This window comes from Sphingomonas sp. 1F27F7B, assembly GCF_005503355.1.
Lineage (GTDB): Bacteria > Pseudomonadota > Alphaproteobacteria > Sphingomonadales > Sphingomonadaceae > Sphingomonas.
On the sequence record NZ_SCMK01000016.1, the window covers coordinates 12,601 to 32,110 of the forward strand.

Genomic DNA, 19,510 nt, shown 5'->3' on the forward strand with positions numbered 1-19,510 from the left:
TTCCCCTCCCTGCCAGGGAGGGGAGCCGCAGCGCGCTCAGCGCGGATGCGCCGCCATCCACTGCTCCAGGATCGGCGCGATGCGGTTACGCCATTTGGAGCCGTTGAAGATGCCGTAATGGCCCACGCCCTCTGCGAGATGATAGTGCTTCATCGCATCGGGCAGCGCGGTGGCGATGGTCAGCGCCGCCCGGGTCTGGCCGATGCCCGAGATGTCGTCCTTCTCGCCCTCGATGGCGAGGATCGCGACGTCGCGGATCGCCGCCGGATCCACCTTGCGCCCGCGATGCGTCATTTCGCCCTTGGGCAACGCATGCGCCTGGAACACCGTGTCGATCGTCTGGAGGTAGAATTCCGCGGTCATGTCGCAGACCGAGCGATATTCCTCGTAGAACTTCATCGTCGCCTCGGCGCTCTCGTCGTCGCCCTGGACGAGGTGCTTGAACATCTCCCAGTGCGAGATCATGTGGTTGCCGAGGTTCATCGTCATGAAGCCCGCGAGTTGCAGGAAGCCCGGATAGACTTTCCGCCCCGCACCGGCATAGCTCATCGGCACGGTCGCGATGACATTCTGCTCGAACCAGCTGAACGGCCGCTCGGTGGCGAGCGTGTTGACGGCGGTCGGCGCCTCGCGCGTGTCGATCGGGCCGCCCATCATGGTGAGCGTCGCCGGGCGGTTCGGATGGCCGTCGGCGCTCATCACCGCGACGGCGGCATAGGCCGGCACCGAGGGCTGGCACACCGCCAGCACATGCGGCCGCGGATCGCCGTCCTTGCCGATAAAGGCGAGGAACTCGACCAGATAATCGATATAGTCGTCCAGGTCGAAGCGGCCATGGGCGAGCGACACCAGCTTCGCGTCGCGCCAGTCGGTGATGTAGACGTCCGCCACGGGCAGCATCCGCTCGACCGTGCCGCGCAGCAGCGTGGCATAATGGCCGGACATCGGCGCGACGATCAGCAGCTTCGGCCCGCCTTCCACCTCCGTTCCATCTTCATTGGTACGCACGAAGCGCTTGAGCTGGCCGAAGGGCTTGCGCAGCACGACTTCCTCATGGACCTCGACCTGCCGGCCGTCGATCGTCGTGCGATCGAGCGCGAATTCCGGCTTGCCGCGCGGGGCGGAGGCATGGGCGAACACTTCAAGCGCCGAGGCGAGCACCGGTCCGCCGCCGAAATAGGCGAACGGATTGGCCGGATTGTTCAGCAGCCCTGCGGAAAAATTGGCCAGCGCGCTCGCACCTGCGAGAAGCGAGCGCTGAATCTCATAAGCGTCGTACAGCATTGCGTCCCTTCCGCCGTCCCCTCCCCGTAACGGCGGCGGCTATGTTAGCGTTATAGGCGAGCCGTGCTGCGGCGCAACGCCGGCCAAGGCCGTAATGCGACGGAACGATGCCCCATTCCCGTACCACAGCCACGAAATCGCTGCCCGCATCCGGCTAACCCCCTCTGCGCACACGACTAACCCGCCATCCCGGAATTCTTGCAAGTCTTCGCGCGGCTGGTCCCGGCAAAGGACGGTTCCCCTCTTCCTCCAATCGCGCTAGTCCGCCGCCCATGGCCGAACCCGTCCCGCCTGCGCCCGCGCTTCCTCCGTCCGATGGGCCGCAGCGGCGCAGGATCTCCAATCTCCTGGTCGTGTGGGGCTTTACGCGGCGCTATCCGCTCCAGCTGCTGGTCGCGATCGTCGCACTGGTCGGCTCATCGCTGACGACGCTGCTGATTCCCCGCACCTTCCAGAAGATCGTCGACCATGGCTTCGCGGCCGGGGCGGACACCAGCCGGATCGGCATCTATTTCCAGGGGCTGCTGCTCGTCGTCGTCGCGCTGGCGGCCTTCACCGCGGTCCGCTTCTATTTCGTCTCCTGGCTGGCCGAGCGCACTGTCGCCGACCTGCGCATGGCGGTGCATCGCAACCTGCTGCGCCTCCCACCCAAATGGTTCGAGGAGAACCGCCCCTCCGAGATCGCCTCGCGCCTCACCGCGGACACCGCGATCGTCGAGCAGGTGGTCGGCTCCACTGTCTCGATCGCGCTCAGGAACCTGCTCACCGGTGCCGGGGGCGTCATCTATCTCTTCGCGCTCGCGCCCAAGATCGCCGCCTATCTGGTCGTCGGCATCCCGGTCACCATCCTGCCGATCGTCTGGCTGGGCAGCCGCGTCCGGCAATTCTCGCGCACCAGCCAGGACCGGGTGGCCGATGTCGGCGCGATCGCCGCCGAGACGCTGGGCGCGATGCGCATCGTCCAGGCATTCGGCCAGGAGCAGCGCGAGGCCGAGCGTTTCCAGGGCGCCGTCACCCGCACCTTCGAGGCGGGCAAGCGCCGCTTCGGCCTGCGCGCGATCATGACGGCGCTGGTGATCGGCTCGCTGTTCACCGCGATCACGCTGATCGTCTGGGCGGCGGTGGCCGATGTCGCCGCCGGCCGGCTCTCGGGCGGCTCGATCATGGCCTTCGTCCTAACCGCCGGCCTCGTCACGGGCTCGTTCGGCGCGCTCACCGAAGTCTATGGCGACCTGTTGCGCGCCTCGGGCGCCGCCAGCCGCCTTGCCGAACTGCTCCACGAGGCGCCGGACATCGCCGCGCCCGCCAGCCCCGTGCCGCTTCCCCAGCCGCCGCGGGGCGCGCTCGCCTTCGATCGCGTTACCTTCCGCTATCCCACCCGCCCCGAAGTCGCCGCGCTCGCCGATTTCTCGCTCGAGGTCCGCCCCGGCGAAACAGTGGCGGTGGTCGGCCCCTCGGGTGCCGGCAAGTCAACGCTCTTCCAACTGCTCCAGCGCTTCTACGATCCCGATGCCGGCGAAGTCCGTGTCGACGGCGTGCCCGTCCGCGCCGCCGACCCCGCCGAGGTCCGCGCACGCATGGCGATGGTGCCGCAGGAGACGGTGATCTTCGGCGCCTCGGCGCGCGACAATCTGCGCTACGGCGCCTGGGACGCGACCGACGCGCAGATCTGGGCCGCTGCCGAAGCCGCCAACGCCGCCGACTTCCTGCGCGACCTGCCCCAGGGACTGGACACCTTCCTCGGGGAAGGCGGCGCGCGCCTTTCGGGCGGGCAGCGCCAGCGAGTGGCGATCGCCCGGGCGCTCCTGCGCGACGCCCCGATCCTGCTGCTCGACGAAGCGACCTCCGCGCTCGACGCCGAGAGCGAGCGCCTCGTCCAGGACGCGCTCGAGCGGCTGATGGAGAACCGCACCACGCTCGTCATCGCCCATCGCCTCGCCACCGTGCGCGCCGCCGGGCGGATCATCGTGATGGAGGAAGGCCGCATCGTCGAGACCGGCAGCCATGCCGAACTGGTCGCCAGGGGCGGCCTCTACGCCCGGCTGGCCGCGCTGCAGTTCCACGACGCCTGAGGCGAACCCGGCGCGGCAAAGCCCCGCTGCGGACCGAACCCCGCTTCCCACGCGGCGCCCGCTCTGCTTCATTCGCGCCGGGTGAGGGGTTGGGGCAGCGATGGAAGAGCCGGTTTACGTCCTCGGCACGGGGCTATCGCACAATGGCTCGGCGGTGCTGCTGAAGGACGGCAAGGTCGCGGTCGGCATCGAGAAGGAGCGGCTCACCCGCCGCAAGCATGACGGCGGCAACGACAGCGCGGCGATCCGCTATTGCCTGGATGCCGAGGGGATCGGCCTCGCGGATCTCGCCCTTGTCGTCCAGTCCGCCAATTTCGACGTGCCGCCACGCGCCCGCTTCCAGGGGCCCCGCCTGTTCGCGGACAGCGCCCATCCGCCGATCGCCACCATCTCCCACCACCTCGCCCATGCCTGGAGCGCCGCCGGCACCAGCCCGTTCGATGCCTGTGCGATCCTGGTGGTCGACGGCTGCGGCAGCCCGCTCGCCCAGTGCACCGACCTGGCCGGCGCCGCCCTGCCCGACGACCTGACCGGTGCCGACGCGCCGATGTGGTGCGAGAAGGACAGTTTCTACCGGTTCGACGGCCGCCGCATGACGCCGCTCGTCAAGGACTTCAGCCCGCTCGACAACAGCGCCGGCAGCCTGCGCATGCAGGCCACCCGCCACTCGATCGGCGGCTTCTATTCGGCGGTGAGCCACCATGTCTTCGGCAATCTCGACGATGTCGGCAAGCTGATGGGCCTGGCCCCCTATGGGCGCCCCGGCGCAGTGGGCAGGCCGGCCTTCGAGGTCCGCGACGGCCGCATCTTCGTCACAGAGGCCTGGCAGGCCGCGCTCGATCGCCCGGCCTCCAGCTACGAAGCCTTTCGCGCAGACTTCCAGCATTATGCCGACATCGCCTTCTGGGCACAGCGCGAAGTGGAGGCGGCGATCGCCGCGCTGTTCCGCGACCGGCTCGCCCGCTTTCCCGAGGACCGCGTCTGCTATGCCGGCGGCGTCGCGCTCAACGCCGTCGCCAATGCCAGGCTGCTCGACGACCGGGTGGTCCGCCAGCTCTATGTCGAGCCCGCTGCCGGCGACAACGGCATCGCGCTCGGCTGCGCCTATCATGGCTGGATCGAGCTGCTCGGCCGCGACAAGGTGCCGCATGACGGCGGCACCTGTTTCGGCCGTAGCTATGGCCCCGCGGCGATCGACACTGCCCTGGCCGATGCGCCCGAGGATTGGGAAATCACCCGGCCCGAAGCGCTCGCCGCGCAGGTCGCCGCGCTGCTCGCCCAGGGCAAGACGGTCGGCTGGTTCCGGGACGGCAGCGAATTCGGCCCCCGCGCGCTCGGCCGCCGCTCGATCCTCGCCCATCCGGGCTGGCCGGGCATGGGCGACCATATCAACGCCAACATCAAGTTCCGCGAGGATTTCCGCCCCTTCGCCCCCGCCGTGCTGCCGGAGCATGCAGCACGCTGCTTCGAATCCGGGCGCGACAGTCCGTACATGATCCTGGTCGACCGCAGCCGCGCCGAACTGGGCGATACGCTGCGCAACGTCACCCATGTGGACGGCACAGCCCGTGTCCAGACGGTGGAGCGCGGCTGGAACCCGGGCTTCGCGGCGCTGCTCGAAGCATTCCACGCCCAGACCGGCATCCCGGTGCTGCTCAACACCAGCTTCAACCGGCGCGGCATGCCGATGGTCGAGCGCCCCGAGGAAGCAGTGGCGCTGTTCGCCGAGACGGCGCTCGACGCGCTGGTCCTGCAGGACGTGCTGGTGCGCAAGCGGGGCGGACAGGGCTAGGTTGGGGACTCATATTCCTTCAATCGTCATCCCCGCCTGCGCGGGGATGACGACGGAAAATCAGATACTTGTTTGGGTTCTCAACCTAAGGCTCGTTCAGCCAATCCCGTCATCCCCGCGCAGGCGGGGATCCAGGGTAGGACCCGATATCGACGCCCCCACGCGAACGCTGTCCGGAGAGCCGGGACTTCGCCACGCCTGCGTCGCGCCTGGCTCCGGGTTCCCGCCTGCGCGGGAATGACGGCTATTGGATAGGTCTTGTTTCATGGGACGGAGGCACCCGGACGGCGACGGTCGATACCGGATGTCATCCATCCCGCCGCGACCCGCAGGAATGCGGAGTTCCGCATCCCGCGAGCCGACGGCAGAACGTCAGGCGACCGTCAGGCCCACATCGATGTTGTTGCGAGTCGCGTTCGAATAGGGGCAGATCTGGTGCGCGGCCTGGACGAGCTTCTCGGCATCGGCGCGCTCCACGCCCGGCAGGCTGACTTCCAGATCGGCGGCAATGCCGAACCCGCCCGCCGCGCGCGGGCCGATGCCCACCGTCGCGGTCACGCTCGTCTCGGCCGGGACCTTGATCTTGAGCTGCATGCCCGCAACCTTCAGCGCGCCGATGAAGCAGGCCGAATAGCCCGCCGCGAACAGCTGCTCGGGATTGGTCCCCTCGCCGCCGGCACCGCCCAGTTCCTTCGGCGTCGAGAGCCTGGCGACGAAGCGCCCGTCCTCGCTGCGGGCCTCGCCGTCGCGGCCGCCGGTGGCCGTGGCGCGGGTGCTGTACTTTACGTCAACCGACATGCTCGATCTCCTCGGATATAAAGTCTGCGATATCATTTATCGCGATATCATTCGACTAATGCACGAGTCGGGCCTTGTCCAGCGAATTCGTTATCGCGATATCGATTTTGATGATATTGGCCCGGCCAAGGAGACGAACATGCCTGCCGCAATGCCCCTGGACGATCAGCTCTGCTTCTCGCTCTACGCCACCAGCATGGCGATCACCCGCGCCTACAAGCCGATGCTCGACCGGCTCGGCATCACCTATCCGCAATATCTCGTTCTTCACGCCTTGTGGGAGCAGGACGGCCGCACCGTCGGCGCTATCGCCGAACGTCTCGCGCTCGAATCGAGCACGGTCACGCCACTGGTGAAGCGGCTCGAGGCAGCGGGGTTCGTCACGCGGGAGCGCAATCCCCGCGACGAGCGCCAGGTCCAGGTGCGCCTCACCGATCGCGGGCGCCACATGCGCGAGGAATGCGGCTGCCTCGCCGAGGAGCTGCTTGTCCGCTCGGGCCTGACCGGCGAGCGGCTGGGCGGGCTCAACCGCGACGTGAAGACCCTGTGGAACGCGCTGCGCGAGACGAACGGCTGATCCGATGGCGCTCGATTACCATACCGCCTCTTCCAATGCAGGACTTCCTCTGCTTCACTGGCAACCGCCCCGAGGCATGTTGCTTCGGACCATAAGCAAGCAGCGGCTCTCCCACGCATACGAAGGGGAGCGTCAACAGAGTCAATGAATCGTTCAACCGGTCGGTTGAGCATCGAGGAGCAGGAAACGGGCAGATGGCAGACCGCGAATTCGATATCATCGTCTATGGCGCCACCGGCTTCACCGGCCGCCTCGTCGCCGAATATTTCGCGGCGCGCTATCCGGACGCGAAATGGGCGATGGCCGGGCGCTCGCTCACCAAGCTGCAGGAAGTCCGCGACGCGATCGGCGCGCCGGCATCCACGCCGCTGCTCACCGCCAATGCCGATGATCCCGCCGGCCTCAAGGCGATGGCCGCCCGCGCCACGGTGGTGATCACCACCGTCGGCCCCTATCAGCTCCATGGCGAGGCGCTGCTCGCCGCCTGTGTCGAGACCGGCACCGCCTATGTCGACCTGTGCGGCGAGCCGGCCTGGATGGGCCAGATGATCCGCAAGTACGAAGCGGCCGCCAGGGCCAGCGGCGCGCGCATCGTCTTTTCCTGCGGCTTCGATTCGATCCCGTTCGATCTCGGCGTGTGGACGGTGCAGCAGGCGGCGATCGCCCGTTTCGGCAAGCCGGCGCCGCGCGTGAAGGGCCGGGTGCGGGCAATGAAGGGCACTTTCTCGGGCGGCACCTTCGCCAGCGGCAAGGCCTCGATGGCCGCGGCGGCCAGGGATCCGGCGATCCTCAAGCTGATGATCGATCCCTTCGCGCTCACCCCGGGCTTCGCGGGCCCGGCCCAGCCGAACGGCATGGTCCCCTATCATGACGAGGCGGTCGACGCCTGGGTCGCACCCTTCATGATGGCGGTGATCAACACCAAGAACGTCCATCGTTCGAACTTCCTGGCCGGCCAGCCCTATGGCGCGGACTTCCAATATGACGAGATGCTGGTCGTTCCCGGCCTTGGCGAGATCGGCAAGGCCGCGGCCGAGGCGATGGCCAAGATCAATCCGATGGCGGCGGACAAGGGGCCGGCGCCGGGCGAGGGCCCGAGCAAGGAGGAGCGCGAGACCGGCTTCTACGACCTGGCCTTTGTGGCGGAGATGCCCGACGGACAGCGCATCTCCGCCACGGTGAAGGGCGACCGGGATCCCGGCTATGGCTCGACGAGCAAGATGATCGCCGAGAGCGCGCTCTGCCTGATCGAAGATGTGCCGACCGCGGGCAAGGGCGGCATCTGGACGGCGGGCGCGCTGATGGCCGCGCCGCTGGCCAAGCGGCTGGAGGCGCATGCGGGGCTCAGCTTCACGGTCGACTGATCAGTAGAACAGCATGGCCACCCCGGCGATGGCGAGGCAGAGGACGATCACCACCGGAACCATGATCGCCCGGGTGCGGTCGAGCTGCCTGCGGAAGGCGGCGAGGTCGAACCAGTAGCGCCCCGCTTCCGCTTCATGGACGATGCCGGCGCCGCGCATGCGCTCGAACTGGGTCCGCTCGATCCGGTCCTGGGGGACGAAGGAGACCGCCTCTTCGGCGGTCACCGCATGCTGGGCGAAGAAATGCGCGCGGATCCGCCGCCGCGCGCGCATGGCCATTGCGCTGATGGAGACCGGTGCATGGGATTTGAACGTCATCGGGACGTCCCGGGCCTGCCCCATGCCGGTGCGACGGCGCGGGCCGGGACCAAGAGGACGGGCGTCGGCATCGGGTCGTTTCCCCCGGAATACGAACGCCCCAGCATAATCCCCCTCGCCCGCCGGTTCAATCGCCCCCGGGTCAGCGGCTCTTGTGACGGATATTGGCCGGGCGACCGCGCCGCTTGATCGGACGGGGGCGTCCCCTGCCGCGCTCCTTCGCAAAGGCGGACGGTCCCGCCGAGCCCTTGCCATCGGGCAGCTCGAAGCGGAGCGCGCCGGAAACCGGGTTGGCCTCCACCAGCCGGAGCTGGAGCCGCTGGCCGAGCGTGAACTCCTCGCCGCTCTCGTCGCCCACCAGCCGCTGGCCGGCTTCGTCATAGCGGAAATATTCGGTGCCCAGGTCCCGCGCCGCGACCAGCCCGTCGCCGCCGACGCCGTCCACCGTGGCGAAGAAGCCGAAGCTCTGCACCCCGGTGATCCGCGCCTCGAGCACTTCGCCGACATGGTTGGCGAGATAGGCGGCGACATAGCGGTCGATCGTCTCGCGCTCGGCTTCCATCGCCCGACGCTCCAGGCTGGAGATGCTCTCACCGATCCGCTCCATCCCCGCGGCTTCCTCGGCCGTCAGCCCGCCGGGGCCCAGGGCATAGGCTTCGACCAGCGCGCGATGGACGATCAGATCGGCATAGCGGCGGATCGGCGACGTGAAGTGCGCATAGCTGCCCAGCGACAGGCCGAAATGGCCGTGGTTGGCGGGGCCATAATAGGCCTGGGTCTGGGTCCGCAGCACCTGCTGCATCACCTGCTCGCGGAAGTCGCTCTCTCCCACCCGCTCGAGGATGCGGTTGAACGTGGCCGGCTTGATCACCTGGCCCAGCGCGAACTCCACGCCGAAGGTCTTGAGATATTCGCGCAGCGCGACGAGCTTTTCGCGAGCCGGCGGCTCGTGGATGCGGTACATCACCGGCGCCTTCTTCGCCTCCAGCGCCTTGGCGGCGGCGACGTTCGCCGCGATCATATAGTCCTCGATCAGCTTGTGCGCGTCGAGCCGCTCGCGCGGCGCCACGGAGAGGATGCGCCCCATCTCGTCAAGCATGATCCGCCGCTCGGGCAAGTCGAGGTCGAGCGGCTCGCGCTTGTCGCGCGCCTTGTTGAGCGCAGCCCAGCAGCCCCAGAGCGGCCTGAGCGCCGCCTCGGTCAGCGGATGCTCGAGCTTGCCGTCGATCGCCGCCTGGGCGTCCTCATAGGCGATGTTCGCCGCGATGCTGACCACCGCGCGGGTGAAGCGCCAGCTCTTCAGCTCGCCATGCCTGCCGATCTGAAGATGGCAGGCGAGAGCGGCCCGGTCCTCGCCCTGCTTGAGCGAGCAGACTTCCGCCGAGAGGATCTCGGGCAGCATCGGCACGACCCGGTCGGGGAAATACACCGAGTTGCCGCGCTTGCGCGCCTCGCGGTCCAGCTCCGAGCCGGGGCGGACATAGAAGGACACGTCGGCGATCGCGACCACCGCCTTCCAGCCGCCATCGTTCTTCGGATCGTCGTCGGGCGCTGCCCAGACCGCGTCGTCATGGTCGCGCGCATCGGCCGGGTCGATCGCGACGATCGGCAGGTGGCGAAGGTCCTCGCGCTTGCCGAGATCGAGGCGGGAGACGCGCTCGGCCTCGTCGAGCAGATCCTGCGAGAAGATATTGGGAATCGAGTGCCGGTGGATCGCGATCAGCGAGAAGCTGCGCGGCGCGAAGGGATCGCCCAGCACCTCGACCACCTTGGCCGTGATTCGCGGCGGCCGGCCCGCCTTCTCGGCGAGGACGAGATCGCCGGGCTCGGCGCCGCCGGCATCGGAGACCGGCCAGTTGCGCCGCTCCTTCTTCTCCACGCCCTGCAGCCAGAGCCGCCCGGCCTCGTCCTTGAGCACCCCGAGCATCAGTTCCTCGCCGCGGGCGAGCTTCTTCATCGGATGCGCGATCCAGCCGTTGCCGGCCTCTTCGGTGCGCGCGAGGATGCGGTCGCCGATCGCCAGCGCCGAGCGCTTGCCGCGCGCTTCGCGGACGCGCAGGCGCGGCACGGGCACGCCTTCGGCCTCCCAGCGCTCGGGTACCGCCCAGGTGGTGTCGCCGTCCGCGTCGGTGACGCGCAGCACGGTGACCTTGGGAACGCCGCCCATCTTGTGAAAGGCGCGGCCGGGGGCGACGTCGATCAGCCCCTCGTCGCTCATGTCCTTGAGCAGGGCCTTGAGGAGGATCTTGTCCTGGCCGTGCAACCCGAAGGCCTTGGCGATCTCGCGCTTGCCGGCCGGGGTGTCGGAATTGGTGATGAAATCGAGAATCTGCTGCCGTGTGGGCAGCCCTGCTTTGATTTTGGTTTTTGCCATTGGCCCGCAAGATAGGGACTCGCGGAGCAACTGCCAACGCCGTAACCTCGCGGCGTGGCTTATGACCTGCTCATCGCCGGCGGCGGGATCAACGGGTGCGCGATCGCCCGCGAAGCCGCGTTGCTCGGCCTCACGGTACTGCTCGTCGAGAAGGATGACCTGGCCAGCCATACGAGCTCGGCCTCGACCAAGCTGATCCATGGCGGACTGCGCTATCTCGAAAGCTACGAGTTCCGCCTGGTCCGCGAGGCGCTGCACGAGCGCGAACGGCTGCTCGAGGCGGCGCCGCACCTGATTCGCCCGCTCACCTTCGTGCTACCCCATGCCCATGCGGTGCGGCCCTGGTGGATGGTCCGGCTCGGCCTCTATCTCTACGATGCGCTGGCGGTGGGCGGCAATTCCACCCTGCCCCGCTCGCGGAGCCTGCACGCCAGGGACAAGGCGTTCACCGATCCGCTGGCCGGTACCCATCGCGGCTTCGTCTATTCGGATTGCCGGGTGGACGATGCCCGCCTCACTTTGGCCAATGCGCTCGACGCCGCGCATCACGGCGCCGAGATCGCGACGCGGACCGAGCTGCTGGCCGCCCGGCGCGAAGGCGGGGCCTGGCGCGCCGAGCTCTCCGACGGCCGCACCGTCGAGGCGCGCGGGCTGGTCAACGCGGCCGGCCCCTGGGTGCGGCACCTCCTCGACAAGCTGGCTATTGCTAATCATTCGCGGATCCGGCTGATCAAGGGCAGCCATATCGTGGTGCCCAGGCTGTTCGAGGGCGACCATGCCTATATCCTCCAGCAGCCCGACCGGCGGATCGTCTTCGCCATTCCCTATGAAGACGGCTTCACCGAGATCGGCACCACCGACATCCCGGTCGAGCGGCCCGAGGATGCGGCGTGCTCGCCGGAGGAGCGGACCTATCTCTGCGAGGCGGTGAACCGCTATTTCACGCGCCAGACCGTGCCCGCCGACATCGTCTGGAGCTGGTCCGGCGTGCGGCCGCTGCACGACGACGGCGCCGCCCGGGCTCAGTCGGTGACGCGCGACTATGCGCTCGAACTCGACGGGGACGGGCCGCCCCTGCTCTCGATCTTCGGCGGCAAGATCACCACGGCGCGGGCACTGGCCGAGGAAGCGCTGGCGAAGATCGGCCCGGTGCTGGGCGCGAAGATCGAGCCGGTGACGCGCGCCCGCGTCTTCCCCGGCGGAGCCATCGCCGATTTCGACAGATTCGTCGCCACCGCCAAGACGCGCTGGCCGTTCCTGGGCGATGCCCGGGCCGAGCGGATGGCGCATGCCTATGGCTGCAGCCTGGCCGACATGCTGCGCGACCGGACCGAGCTGGGCGAGGATCTGGGCGCCGGGCTAACCGCTACCGAGATACGCTGGATGCGCGACCAGGAATGGGCCCGCACCGCCGAGGACGTGCTGTGGCGGCGGAGCAAGCTGGGGCTGCACGCCGGACCCGAGCTGGCGGCCAGGGTGGAAGCCGTGCTGAAGGAGCAGGGATGATCGCCACGCTCGCCGCGATCGCGCTTGCCCTGCAGCCGCAATGCCGGATCGTGCATGGGCGGATGTTCGCTGCCAACGGCAACCCGGCGCTGCGCATCTGGGTGGTCGGCACGAAGCGCATCCTCGGCATCGACGTCGACGAAGACCTGGCGCTCGATCGGCTGCCGGCCAATGTCCGCAAGCTCTGGAAGCCGGTCGGCAATCTGTTCGACGCCAGCGTCTATGGCGACTTCCGGGTCTGTGCCCGGAAACCGCAGCGGGACGGCGTGATGCAAATGGTAACGGTCACCCACGCCCGCAATCTGGTATTGGCCCGGTATCGCTGACTTCCCTTAAGTGCTTGTTAAATCGTCCGAGGCAGGGTGCGCGCCGGGGCGGAGAGAGAATGGCGACCAAATTCTCCCAGTATCGGGCCGTGACACCGGCGCTCGTCGAGCAGCGCGCGGCAACGCGCCACCGCATCCTGGTCACGCGCGCCACCGTCACCAAGCGCGGCAACAAGCCGGTGGAGGCGATGCTCCACGACCTCTCGGTCTATGGCTGCCGCCTCGCCTGCACGGCGCCGCACGGCGAAGGCGACAAGGTATGGCTCAGCCTGCGGGACGACCTGCCGGTGCCGGCGACCATCGTCTGGAACGACGGCGCGCATATCGGCTGCCGGTTCGACGACCCCATCGAGCGGAGCCTGGTGCGGCAGCTGACCCTGGTGATCCGCTGAATTCTCACAGTGAAGGGAGCGGCCGGATGATCCGGACCGACCGAGGGGAACAGAGGAAATCCTGCATAGCAAGCGCCTCCGTCATCCCCGCGAAGGAGGACGCAAGAGCAACCACATCTATCCCCAGCGATAGTTGAAGCTGATGCTGATCCGCCGCGCCTTGCCCGATCCGGGCGGGACCTCGTGGCGCAGCCAGCTTTCCCAGAGCAGCACCGTGCCGGGCTCGGGCAGGATCTCGACGAAGCCCTGCAATTCCTCAGGCGCATCCTCGCGGCGCGGCGGTGCGGCCATCATCATTGCGTGGCGGGGGTCTTCGAGCTTCAGGCCCCGCGCGCCCTTGGGCAGCGAGACGTAGAGCGTGCCCGAGACGACGCTGTGCGGATGGATGTGCGCACCATGCCCGCCCTTGCCGTCGAGCACGTTGACCCAGAGGCTGTCGAGCTTGAGCTTCCTGCCCCCCAGATCGAAGGCGCAGGCCTTGGCGAACTGCGCGACATGCTTGTCGAGCAGGCGCTTCAGGTCGGCGAAATTGGGGTCGCGGATCGGCAGGTCGTCGAGCGAGGCATAGCTGGTATAGCCGCGATATTCATGCTCGCGGCACCAGCGGCGGCCGGCCATGTCGTCCTCGGCAAGCTGGAGGCAGGATTGCTCCAGCGCCTCCAGCAGGTCGGGATCGCCGAGCGGCTGCTCGTAGAGCGGCGTCGAGAAGAGCATGCGCATGGCCACTAGCCCGTCATCCCCGCCCTCATCGGAATGACGGTCGGGGCACGGGGCGGAAGCTCAATACGCACGCGCCACCAGGATGCGCTCCACCGCGGGCGCACCGGTGAAGATGCAGGTGCCGGTAGCCGGCGCCGCGCCGTTCGGCACGTTGCGGAAGGTTAGCTTCAACGCCTTCAGCCGCTCGACCACCTTGTCGAGATCGGCGCCGCTCGGCCTGGCCCACTCGACTTCGACCCAGCCGGGGAACTTGCCCGCGCCCTCGAAATAGGCTTCGAGCCCGGCGAAGTCGGCGACGTTGCGGACGATGTTCGCTTCGGTGCGTGCCTTGGCCTCTGCGAACAGCGCCTTCTGCACCGCTTCGAGCTGGCCGACCGCATCGGCGAGGAAGGCGTCGCGCGCGACCACGGCCGAATTGAGCTTGCCGTCCTCGCGGTACAGATCGGTGCGGACGGTGACCGAGACATTGCCCCCGGCCATGTCGCGCCCGCCGACCTCGATAACGAGCGGCGCGCCCTTCTTGATCCAGCCCCAGCGCTTGGTGACTGCCTTGGCCGCGCGCAGGTCGAGCAGCGCGCGGACCGGTTCGCCGAACGCATATTGCCCGGCCAGCTCCTGCTGCAAGCCCTTGCAATACTCGATCAGCGCGGCGTCCTCGTCGGTGTCGCGCAGCATCGGCACGATCACGACCTGCCAGGGCGCGATGCGCGGCGGCACGCGGATCCCGTCATCGTCGCCATGCATCATGATCACCCCGCCGATCATCCGCGTCGACATGCCCCAGCTGATCGTCTGGGCAAGCTCCTGCTGGCCCTCCGAATTCTGGAACTTGATGTCCTGCGCCGAGGAGAAGGTGGTGCCGAGGAAATGGCTGGTGCCCGCCTGGAGCGCCTTGCCGTCCTGCATCATCGCCTCGATGCTGTAGGTCGAGACCGCACCGGGGAAGCGCTCATTCTCCGGCTTCTCGCCCGCCACCACCGGCATCGCCGCGCAATCCTCGGCGAAGCTGCGATAGATTTCGAGCGCCTTCAGCGTCTCCTCGCGCGCCTGCTCGGCGCTGGCATAGGCCGCATGGCCCTCCTGCCAGAGGAATTCGCTGGTGCGCAGGAACATGCGCGTGCGCATCTCCCAGCGGACGACGTTCGCCCATTGGTTGATCTGCACCGGCAAGTCGCGCCACGACTGGACCCAGCGGCTGAACGCGGCGCCGATCACCGTTTCGGACGTCGGCCGCACGATCAGCGGCTCTTCCAGCTTCGCGGACGGATCGGGCATCAGCCCGCCCTTCCCGTCGGCGATCAGCCGGTGATGGGTGACGACCGCCATCTCCTTGGCGAAACCCTCGACGTGATCGGCCTCCTTCTCGAAATAGGAGAGCGGGATGAACAGCGGGAAATAGGTGTTGTCGTAACCCGCCGCCTTGATGCGATCGTCGAGCAGGCGCTGGATCCGCTCCCAGATGCCATAGCCCCATGGCCGGATGACCATGCAGCCGCGCACGCCGCTCTCCTCGGCCATGTCGGCCTCGGTGATGACGGTCTGATACCATTCGGCGAAATTGGCTTCGCGGGTGACGTTGAGCGCATGCTTGATCATGGTTGTGCCTCTAAATGCGTGGCCGGGCCGCCGCAAGCGAGCCGATGCGCAACCCGACGGTCGAGCGATTCATTGACTCCGTTGACTCGCCACATGCGTGCGCGAGCGCCCTGCCCGATCCAGGCACCGGCACCGAAAATCCTGCATTGCCAGCACCGGGGTGGTTCGGTCAGGAATTGGGGCGGACAATTGGGAGGAAGCTGGAATGCGGCGACGGTGGCGGATCGTGGCGATCGCCGTGGTGGTGATCGGACTGGTGGCGATGACGGTCACCCAGCTGCCGCGTACCGGCCCGCGGAGCCCACTCACCGATCCCGCTTCGGTGGAGCGCGAGCTGCTCGCCGACGAGCCCGGCGGCGCGCTGAGCCGGACGATCAAGCGGACCTTCCCCGCCGAATTCGAAGCGCTGAAACAGGCAGTCGTCGAGCGCGCGCGGGCAGGCGGCGGGCCACAGGACATCCAGCAGGTGGCCGGCGCGTTCGTGAGCGAGGCGACGCAGCGTCACCGCGCCGGCCTGGTCCAGGCACCGGGGCCCCGGCTGCGCGCCTATCTGGCCGCGGAGATCGCCCTGGCCGAGAAGCTGGCCGCGACTTCACCCGAGCGGTGCGCCGCCTATTTCGCCGACCCGGCCGACGATGCCGGCTGGTATGCGCCGGGGCTGCGCGAACTGTATCTCGCGCAGAATGTCGCGATCTGGGAAGCCGCCGCTGCGGCCCGCGACCACCCGGTCGGCCGAGCGATCGGGCCGGCGGCGGCAAAGCCGGCCGGCTGTGACCAGGGGCTCGCCGCGCTCAAGGCGGCGGCCGCCCTGCCGGCAGAGGCGTTCGAGCAAACCTATCCGCGCATGCTGGCGGCAGGCGACTGAGGCTTGCCGCCGGGGCCCCCGTGCCGCAAAGGCGCCGGGGTGCAGGGCGATCACATATTGAAGGGCATCTTGCTGCGCCTGTTCGCAGTTGCCTGCCTCGCGACCATGTCGGCGCTGATCAAGCTGGCCGAGATGCGCGGCGCCGGGCTGGTGGAGACGATGTTCCACCGCCAACTCTGGGCCGTGCCGCTGGTGACCGCCTGGGTCGCGGCCGGGCCGGGCGGCCTTGGCTCGGTCCGCACGCAGCGCTTCGGCGCGCATGTCTCGCGCACCGCGGTGGGGCTGACCGGCATGGTCTTCACTTTCGGCGCGGTGCTGCTGCTGCCGCTGGCCGAGGCGGTGACTTTCCAGTTCACCGTGCCGATCTTCGCGACGATCCTGGGCGCGGTGCTGCTCAAGGAGCCGACCGGCCGGCATCGCTGGGGCGCGGTGATCGCGGGCTTCGCCGGCGTGCTGATCGTCGCGCAGCCGGGGAGCGCGCACATCCCGGCGTTCGGGGCGATGGTGGGCCTGCTCGCCGCGCTGTTCGTGGCGATCGTCGCGATCCTGTTGCGGCAGATCGGCAAGACCGAGGCGACGGGAACGACGGTGTTCTGGTTCTCGGTCCTGTCCGTGCCGGTGCTGGCGATCCCCTATGCATTCCAGCTCAAGGCGCATGACCCGGCCACCTGGGCGATCCTGATCGGCATCGGGCTGATCGGCGGCGTCGGCCAGCTGGCGCTGACCGGATCGGTGAAGCACGCGCCAGTGAGCGCAGTGGTGCCGATGGACTATTCGAGCCTGATCTGGGGCACGCTCTATGGCTGGGCGATCTTCGGCATGTGGCCCAGCGCCTGGACCTGGCTCGGCGCGCCGGTGATCATCGCCAGCGGGCTGTACATCGTGTGGCGCGAGCGCAAGCGCGGCCTGGGTCCCGCGGCCACCAGCGCGGAGATGGAGCCGGTGTAGATTCCGCTCCCCGGAAAGGAGAGGGGCGCTGGGATGAGGACGCAAGCCAGTATCCGATTTCTCCTCATCACCCCGGCTCAAGGCCAGGGTGACGCGGGAAGAATATGAGCCCCCGGCCTAGGGTCAAACCTTGATCAAGACCTTGATTCATTTCGTCATCCCCGCGCAGGCGAGGATCCAGGGCCAAGGGAGGATTGCGCGCGGCCAAGCCCTGCACTCTCCGGGGAGCGCTCGCGTGATGGCATCGATATCCTGCGCTACCCTGGATCCCCGCCTGCGCGGGGATGACGGGGTTTGCTGATTGAGGCGCGACCTCAGCCGCGCCGATACACCAGCATCAGATTGTTCGCCGGCATCTCGACCAGACGTTCGAGCGCCAGCCCATGCGGCGCGGCGGCCGCGCTCACGGCTTCCACGAAGCGCAGCCCGAAGCGCGCGTCCTTCTCCTTGAGCCACAGCTCGAACGCCTCGTTCGACGGCGCCGTCTCCACCCCTTCGCGGCGATAGGGGCCATAGAGGATCAGTGGCGCGCCCGGAGCCAGCACCCTGCCCGCCCCGGCGAGCAGCCCGAGCGTCGCTTCCCAGGGGCTGATATGGACCATGTTGACGCACAGGATCGCATCCGCCGCCGGAAAGCCGCCCATCGCCGCATCGATCGCCAGCGGCGGCCGGACATTGGCCAGCCCCGCGCACCAGTCCGCGATCGAGGCCAGTGCTTGCGCATCGGGATCGCTCGGCTGCCAGGCAAGGCCGGGAAAGCGGGCGGCGAAATAGGCGCAATGCTCGCCGCTGCCGCTCGCGACCTCGAGCACCAGACCGGAAACGGGCAGTTCCTCCGCCAGCACCGCCGCGATCGGATCGCGGTTCCGCTCGGTGGCGGGGGCGTGGCGCCTCACGCCGCGCGCGCCTGCCCGAGCAGGCGGCGGGCGCGCAGGAACATCTCCACGCGCTGCAGCGTCAGCATGCCGAGCGCGAAGGCGATCAGCACGTCGGTCATCGCCATCACGTCGAAATGCATGCCGGGAATGCCCAGCGCATCGGCGTTCCGGGCGAGCGAGCGGATCAGGACGAGCGCGAGGATGAACGCCATCGCGGCCAGCGAGCCGCGTTGCGAGATCTCGTGCGTCTCCGGATTCACCGTGATCTGCATCATCCGGCCGCGCTGCCAGCCCAGCGCCGCGCCAGCGAGCAGCGCAGCGGTGGCAATCGCCCAGGTCATCGGCGCGGGCGGGATGTTCCAGAAAGTGAAGGCCGTGATCGCCAGATAGAGGGCCGGCACGATCCACAGCCGCTCGATGCGCAGCGGCCGTTCGCGGGTGAGGCGGCGAAAGCGCAGCGCCAGCACGACGAGGATGATCGCGATCGGGATCAGCTGGTAGAGCGGATTGGGATGGATGGGCTGTGCGTGCATCGATGGGACCCCCGGGAAACTTGCAAGTGACGTATACAAGTAATACACTATCTATGCCAGCCGAACTGGTTGGCAAAGGCAAGAGGATTGCGCATGCGGCCACGCCGGTCCATCAGGGCGCCCGGAGGGTTCATGGACGTCGATCACGATAGCGCGGGGGTGAAGTTCGCGCCGCCGGCCGCCTTTGTCGGCACGCTGGTGGTGGGGCTGGCGCTGGGCAAGCTGCTGGGCAGCCCCGGCCTGCCGCTCAACCATGCGACCGAGCGCGGCCTGGGCTCGCTGGCGACGCTGCTCGGCGTGGGAATCATGCTTTCCGCAGTGGGGCTGTTCCGGGCAGCGGGCACCGATCCCAAGCCGTGGAAGCGCTCGACCGCGCTCGTCACCGAGGGCGTCTATCGCTGGTCGCGCAACCCGATGTATTTCGGCATGGCGCTGGCCTATGCGGGCGTGTCGATCTGGATGAACAGCCTGGTCGCCCTGCTCCTGCTCATCCCGCTGATCATCGTGATCCAGCGCGAAGTGATCGAGCGCGAGGAAAGCTATCTCGCCGGCAAGTTCGGCGCGCGCTATCTCAGCTACAAGTCGGCGGTCCGCCGCTGGATCTGAGCGCCGCGGCCCTCCGGCTCAGCGCTCAGGCCCGCCACTCAGGGCCGCCGCGGAAAATCGCCGCGCACCGCGATGCAGTAACGCAGATATTTGTCGTTGTCGGTCGCCACGGCAGGAAGGGCCTTGCGCAGATCGGGCAGCGCGAAGTTCGTCCTGCCGTCGCCGCCATAGCTGTTGCCGAGCAGCATGAAGAGCACTTCATTGCCGCGCACCGGCAGGATCCGGCCATCGGCATCGACCCAGCCATCGGGGCAGTAGCGGACCGGAAAGAGCATGATCTCGCCGACCAGGGGATCGTTGCTCGCATAAGCCGGCATCGGCGCGAAAGGCGTGGCGGTGGCGGTGGCGGTGGCGATGGCGGCGGCGAGCAGCGCGGTCTTCATGTCGGATCCCCCTTTGTCGATTCCGGCGCGCTCTGCCCGGCGGCATCCGACGGGGCAAACCGCATTTGAACGGTTCCGGGGCTATCGGCGCCGGGCGACCGAGCAACTGCGCCCGCACCGCAGCGCGTGCCAGGGGCGGCCCTCAGGATGGCGAACTCATATTCCCTCAATCGTCATC

Annotated in this window: 19 protein-coding genes; 10 read left to right on the plus strand and 9 right to left on the minus strand. The window is 68.3% G+C overall.

All coding sequences use genetic code 11. From position 1 onward, the window contains the following. Positions 1 to 36: 36 nt before the first annotated feature. On the minus strand, positions 37 to 1,284 hold the full coding sequence (locus FFS08_RS15165; RefSeq protein WP_137863101.1) for a polyhydroxyalkanoate depolymerase: 1,248 nt from the start codon (positions 1,282 to 1,284) through the stop codon (positions 37 to 39). A 272-nt stretch (positions 1,285 to 1,556) separates the two neighbouring features. On the opposite strand from FFS08_RS15165, the gene FFS08_RS15170 reads away from it, so the two are divergent. Continuing rightward, on the plus strand, positions 1,557 to 3,356 hold the full coding sequence (locus FFS08_RS15170) for an ABC transporter transmembrane domain-containing protein (protein ID WP_137863102.1): 1,800 nt from the start codon (positions 1,557 to 1,559) through the stop codon (positions 3,354 to 3,356). Between the two features lie 100 nt (positions 3,357 to 3,456). Further along, positions 3,457 to 5,148 carry a carbamoyltransferase family protein gene (locus tag FFS08_RS15175; protein ID WP_137863103.1) on the plus strand — a complete coding sequence of 564 codons (1,692 nt, stop codon included), beginning with the start codon at positions 3,457 to 3,459 and terminating at the stop codon, positions 5,146 to 5,148. Between the two features lie 372 nt (positions 5,149 to 5,520). On the opposite strand, the gene FFS08_RS15180 is transcribed toward FFS08_RS15175, so the two are convergent. Beyond that, positions 5,521 to 5,946: an organic hydroperoxide resistance protein gene (locus FFS08_RS15180; RefSeq protein WP_137863104.1), complete on the minus strand. Its 426-nt coding sequence runs from the start codon at positions 5,944 to 5,946 to the stop codon at positions 5,521 to 5,523. 139 nt (positions 5,947 to 6,085) lie between these two features. Between FFS08_RS15180 and FFS08_RS15185 the strand changes: the two genes are divergently transcribed. Together FFS08_RS15185 and FFS08_RS15190 are read left to right on the plus strand one after the other, a co-directional pair. Next, on the plus strand, positions 6,086 to 6,523 hold the full coding sequence (locus tag FFS08_RS15185; protein ID WP_137863105.1) for a MarR family winged helix-turn-helix transcriptional regulator: 438 nt from the start codon (positions 6,086 to 6,088) through the stop codon (positions 6,521 to 6,523). Between the two features lie 194 nt (positions 6,524 to 6,717). Next, on the plus strand, positions 6,718 to 7,887 hold the full coding sequence (locus FFS08_RS15190) for a saccharopine dehydrogenase family protein (RefSeq protein WP_137863106.1): 1,170 nt from the start codon (positions 6,718 to 6,720) through the stop codon (positions 7,885 to 7,887). On the opposite strand, the gene FFS08_RS15195 is transcribed toward FFS08_RS15190, so the two are convergent. Both FFS08_RS15195 and rnr read right to left on the minus strand, forming a co-directional pair. Continuing rightward, positions 7,888 to 8,205, minus strand: a complete 318-nt coding sequence (locus FFS08_RS15195; RefSeq protein ID WP_137863107.1) for a hypothetical protein — start codon at positions 8,203 to 8,205, stop codon at positions 7,888 to 7,890. 142 nt (positions 8,206 to 8,347) lie between these two features. Further along, on the minus strand, positions 8,348 to 10,579 hold the full coding sequence (gene rnr / locus FFS08_RS15200; RefSeq protein ID WP_137863108.1) for a ribonuclease R: 2,232 nt from the start codon (positions 10,577 to 10,579) through the stop codon (positions 8,348 to 8,350). A gap of 54 nt (positions 10,580 to 10,633) precedes the next feature. Here rnr and glpD point away from each other — a divergent pair, with 54 nt between their 5' ends. From glpD to FFS08_RS23560, 3 genes are read left to right on the plus strand one after another with little or no spacing between them, the layout of a single operon-like run. Then, the gene (gene glpD / locus FFS08_RS15205; RefSeq protein WP_137863109.1) at positions 10,634 to 12,085 is read left to right on the plus strand and encodes a glycerol-3-phosphate dehydrogenase; all 1,452 of its coding nucleotides are present in this window, start codon (positions 10,634 to 10,636) and stop codon (positions 12,083 to 12,085) included. Next, positions 12,082 to 12,411, plus strand: a complete 330-nt coding sequence (locus tag FFS08_RS23555) for a hypothetical protein (protein ID WP_171012630.1) — start codon at positions 12,082 to 12,084, stop codon at positions 12,409 to 12,411. The genes glpD and FFS08_RS23555 overlap by 4 nt, the downstream gene beginning before the upstream one ends. A gap of 59 nt (positions 12,412 to 12,470) precedes the next feature. After that, positions 12,471 to 12,803 (plus strand): PilZ domain-containing protein, encoded by a 333-nt coding sequence (locus FFS08_RS23560; RefSeq protein ID WP_171012631.1) that lies wholly within the window; start codon positions 12,471 to 12,473, stop codon positions 12,801 to 12,803. A gap of 117 nt (positions 12,804 to 12,920) precedes the next feature. Here FFS08_RS23560 and FFS08_RS15215 read toward each other — a convergent pair whose 3' ends face one another. Together FFS08_RS15215 and FFS08_RS15220 are read right to left on the minus strand one after the other, a co-directional pair. Beyond that, a complete protein-coding gene (locus FFS08_RS15215; RefSeq protein WP_137863111.1) occupies positions 12,921 to 13,523 on the minus strand; it encodes a TIGR02466 family protein in 603 nt (200 codons plus the stop codon). A 60-nt stretch (positions 13,524 to 13,583) separates the two neighbouring features. Further along, positions 13,584 to 15,119, minus strand: a complete 1,536-nt coding sequence (locus tag FFS08_RS15220; protein WP_137863112.1) for an aminoacyl--tRNA ligase-related protein — start codon at positions 15,117 to 15,119, stop codon at positions 13,584 to 13,586. 205 nt (positions 15,120 to 15,324) lie between these two features. Here FFS08_RS15220 and FFS08_RS15225 point away from each other — a divergent pair, with 205 nt between their 5' ends. Both FFS08_RS15225 and FFS08_RS15230 read left to right on the plus strand, forming a co-directional pair. Continuing rightward, on the plus strand, positions 15,325 to 15,984 hold the full coding sequence (locus tag FFS08_RS15225; protein WP_137863113.1) for a hypothetical protein: 660 nt from the start codon (positions 15,325 to 15,327) through the stop codon (positions 15,982 to 15,984). 39 nt (positions 15,985 to 16,023) lie between these two features. Then, entirely contained in the window at positions 16,024 to 16,932 is a 909-nt protein-coding gene (locus FFS08_RS15230; protein WP_137863114.1) for a DMT family transporter, read from the plus strand. 314 nt (positions 16,933 to 17,246) lie between these two features. On the opposite strand, the gene FFS08_RS15235 is transcribed toward FFS08_RS15230, so the two are convergent. Then, a complete protein-coding gene (locus FFS08_RS15235; RefSeq protein WP_137863115.1) occupies positions 17,247 to 17,828 on the minus strand; it encodes a DUF938 domain-containing protein in 582 nt (193 codons plus the stop codon). Beyond that, entirely contained in the window at positions 17,825 to 18,343 is a 519-nt protein-coding gene (locus FFS08_RS15240) for a CcdC protein domain-containing protein (RefSeq protein ID WP_137863116.1), read from the minus strand. Before FFS08_RS15240 ends, FFS08_RS15235 begins: the two co-directional genes overlap by 4 nt. A gap of 132 nt (positions 18,344 to 18,475) precedes the next feature. On the opposite strand from FFS08_RS15240, the gene FFS08_RS15245 reads away from it, so the two are divergent. Beyond that, positions 18,476 to 18,949 carry a methyltransferase family protein gene (locus FFS08_RS15245; protein WP_137863117.1) on the plus strand — a complete coding sequence of 158 codons (474 nt, stop codon included), beginning with the start codon at positions 18,476 to 18,478 and terminating at the stop codon, positions 18,947 to 18,949. Between the two features lie 38 nt (positions 18,950 to 18,987). On the opposite strand, the gene FFS08_RS15250 is transcribed toward FFS08_RS15245, so the two are convergent. After that, a complete protein-coding gene (locus FFS08_RS15250; RefSeq protein WP_137863118.1) occupies positions 18,988 to 19,332 on the minus strand; it encodes a phage tail protein in 345 nt (114 codons plus the stop codon). Positions 19,333 to 19,510 lie beyond the last annotated feature (178 nt).

Bases quoted from the DNA above. Each gene is read 5' to 3' on its own strand.
- FFS08_RS15175 (WP_137863103.1), top strand. From the start codon at position 3,457: ATGGAAGAGCCGGTTTACGTCCTCGGCACGGGGCTATCGCACAATGGC.
- FFS08_RS15245 (WP_137863117.1), top strand. From the start codon at position 18,476: ATGGACGTCGATCACGATAGCGCGGGGGTGAAGTTCGCGCCGCCGGCC.
- FFS08_RS15180 (WP_137863104.1), bottom strand. From the start codon at position 5,946: ATGTCGGTTGACGTAAAGTACAGCACCCGCGCCACGGCCACCGGCGGC.
- FFS08_RS15215 (WP_137863111.1), bottom strand. From the start codon at position 13,523: ATGCGCATGCTCTTCTCGACGCCGCTCTACGAGCAGCCGCTCGGCGAT.
- FFS08_RS15220 (WP_137863112.1), bottom strand. From the start codon at position 15,119: ATGATCAAGCATGCGCTCAACGTCACCCGCGAAGCCAATTTCGCCGAA.
- FFS08_RS23560 (WP_171012631.1), top strand. From the start codon at position 12,471: ATGGCGACCAAATTCTCCCAGTATCGGGCCGTGACACCGGCGCTCGTC.
- FFS08_RS15225 (WP_137863113.1), top strand. From the start codon at position 15,325: ATGCGGCGACGGTGGCGGATCGTGGCGATCGCCGTGGTGGTGATCGGA.
- FFS08_RS15185 (WP_137863105.1), top strand. From the start codon at position 6,086: ATGCCTGCCGCAATGCCCCTGGACGATCAGCTCTGCTTCTCGCTCTAC.
- FFS08_RS15165 (WP_137863101.1), bottom strand. From the start codon at position 1,284: ATGCTGTACGACGCTTATGAGATTCAGCGCTCGCTTCTCGCAGGTGCG.
- FFS08_RS15240 (WP_137863116.1), bottom strand. From the start codon at position 18,343: ATGCACGCACAGCCCATCCATCCCAATCCGCTCTACCAGCTGATCCCG.
- FFS08_RS15250 (WP_137863118.1), bottom strand. From the start codon at position 19,332: ATGAAGACCGCGCTGCTCGCCGCCGCCATCGCCACCGCCACCGCCACC.
- FFS08_RS23555 (WP_171012630.1), top strand. From the start codon at position 12,082: ATGATCGCCACGCTCGCCGCGATCGCGCTTGCCCTGCAGCCGCAATGC.
- FFS08_RS15170 (WP_137863102.1), top strand. From the start codon at position 1,557: ATGGCCGAACCCGTCCCGCCTGCGCCCGCGCTTCCTCCGTCCGATGGG.
- FFS08_RS15195 (WP_137863107.1), bottom strand. From the start codon at position 8,205: ATGACGTTCAAATCCCATGCACCGGTCTCCATCAGCGCAATGGCCATG.
- FFS08_RS15190 (WP_137863106.1), top strand. From the start codon at position 6,718: ATGGCAGACCGCGAATTCGATATCATCGTCTATGGCGCCACCGGCTTC.
- rnr (WP_137863108.1), bottom strand. From the start codon at position 10,579: ATGGCAAAAACCAAAATCAAAGCAGGGCTGCCCACACGGCAGCAGATT.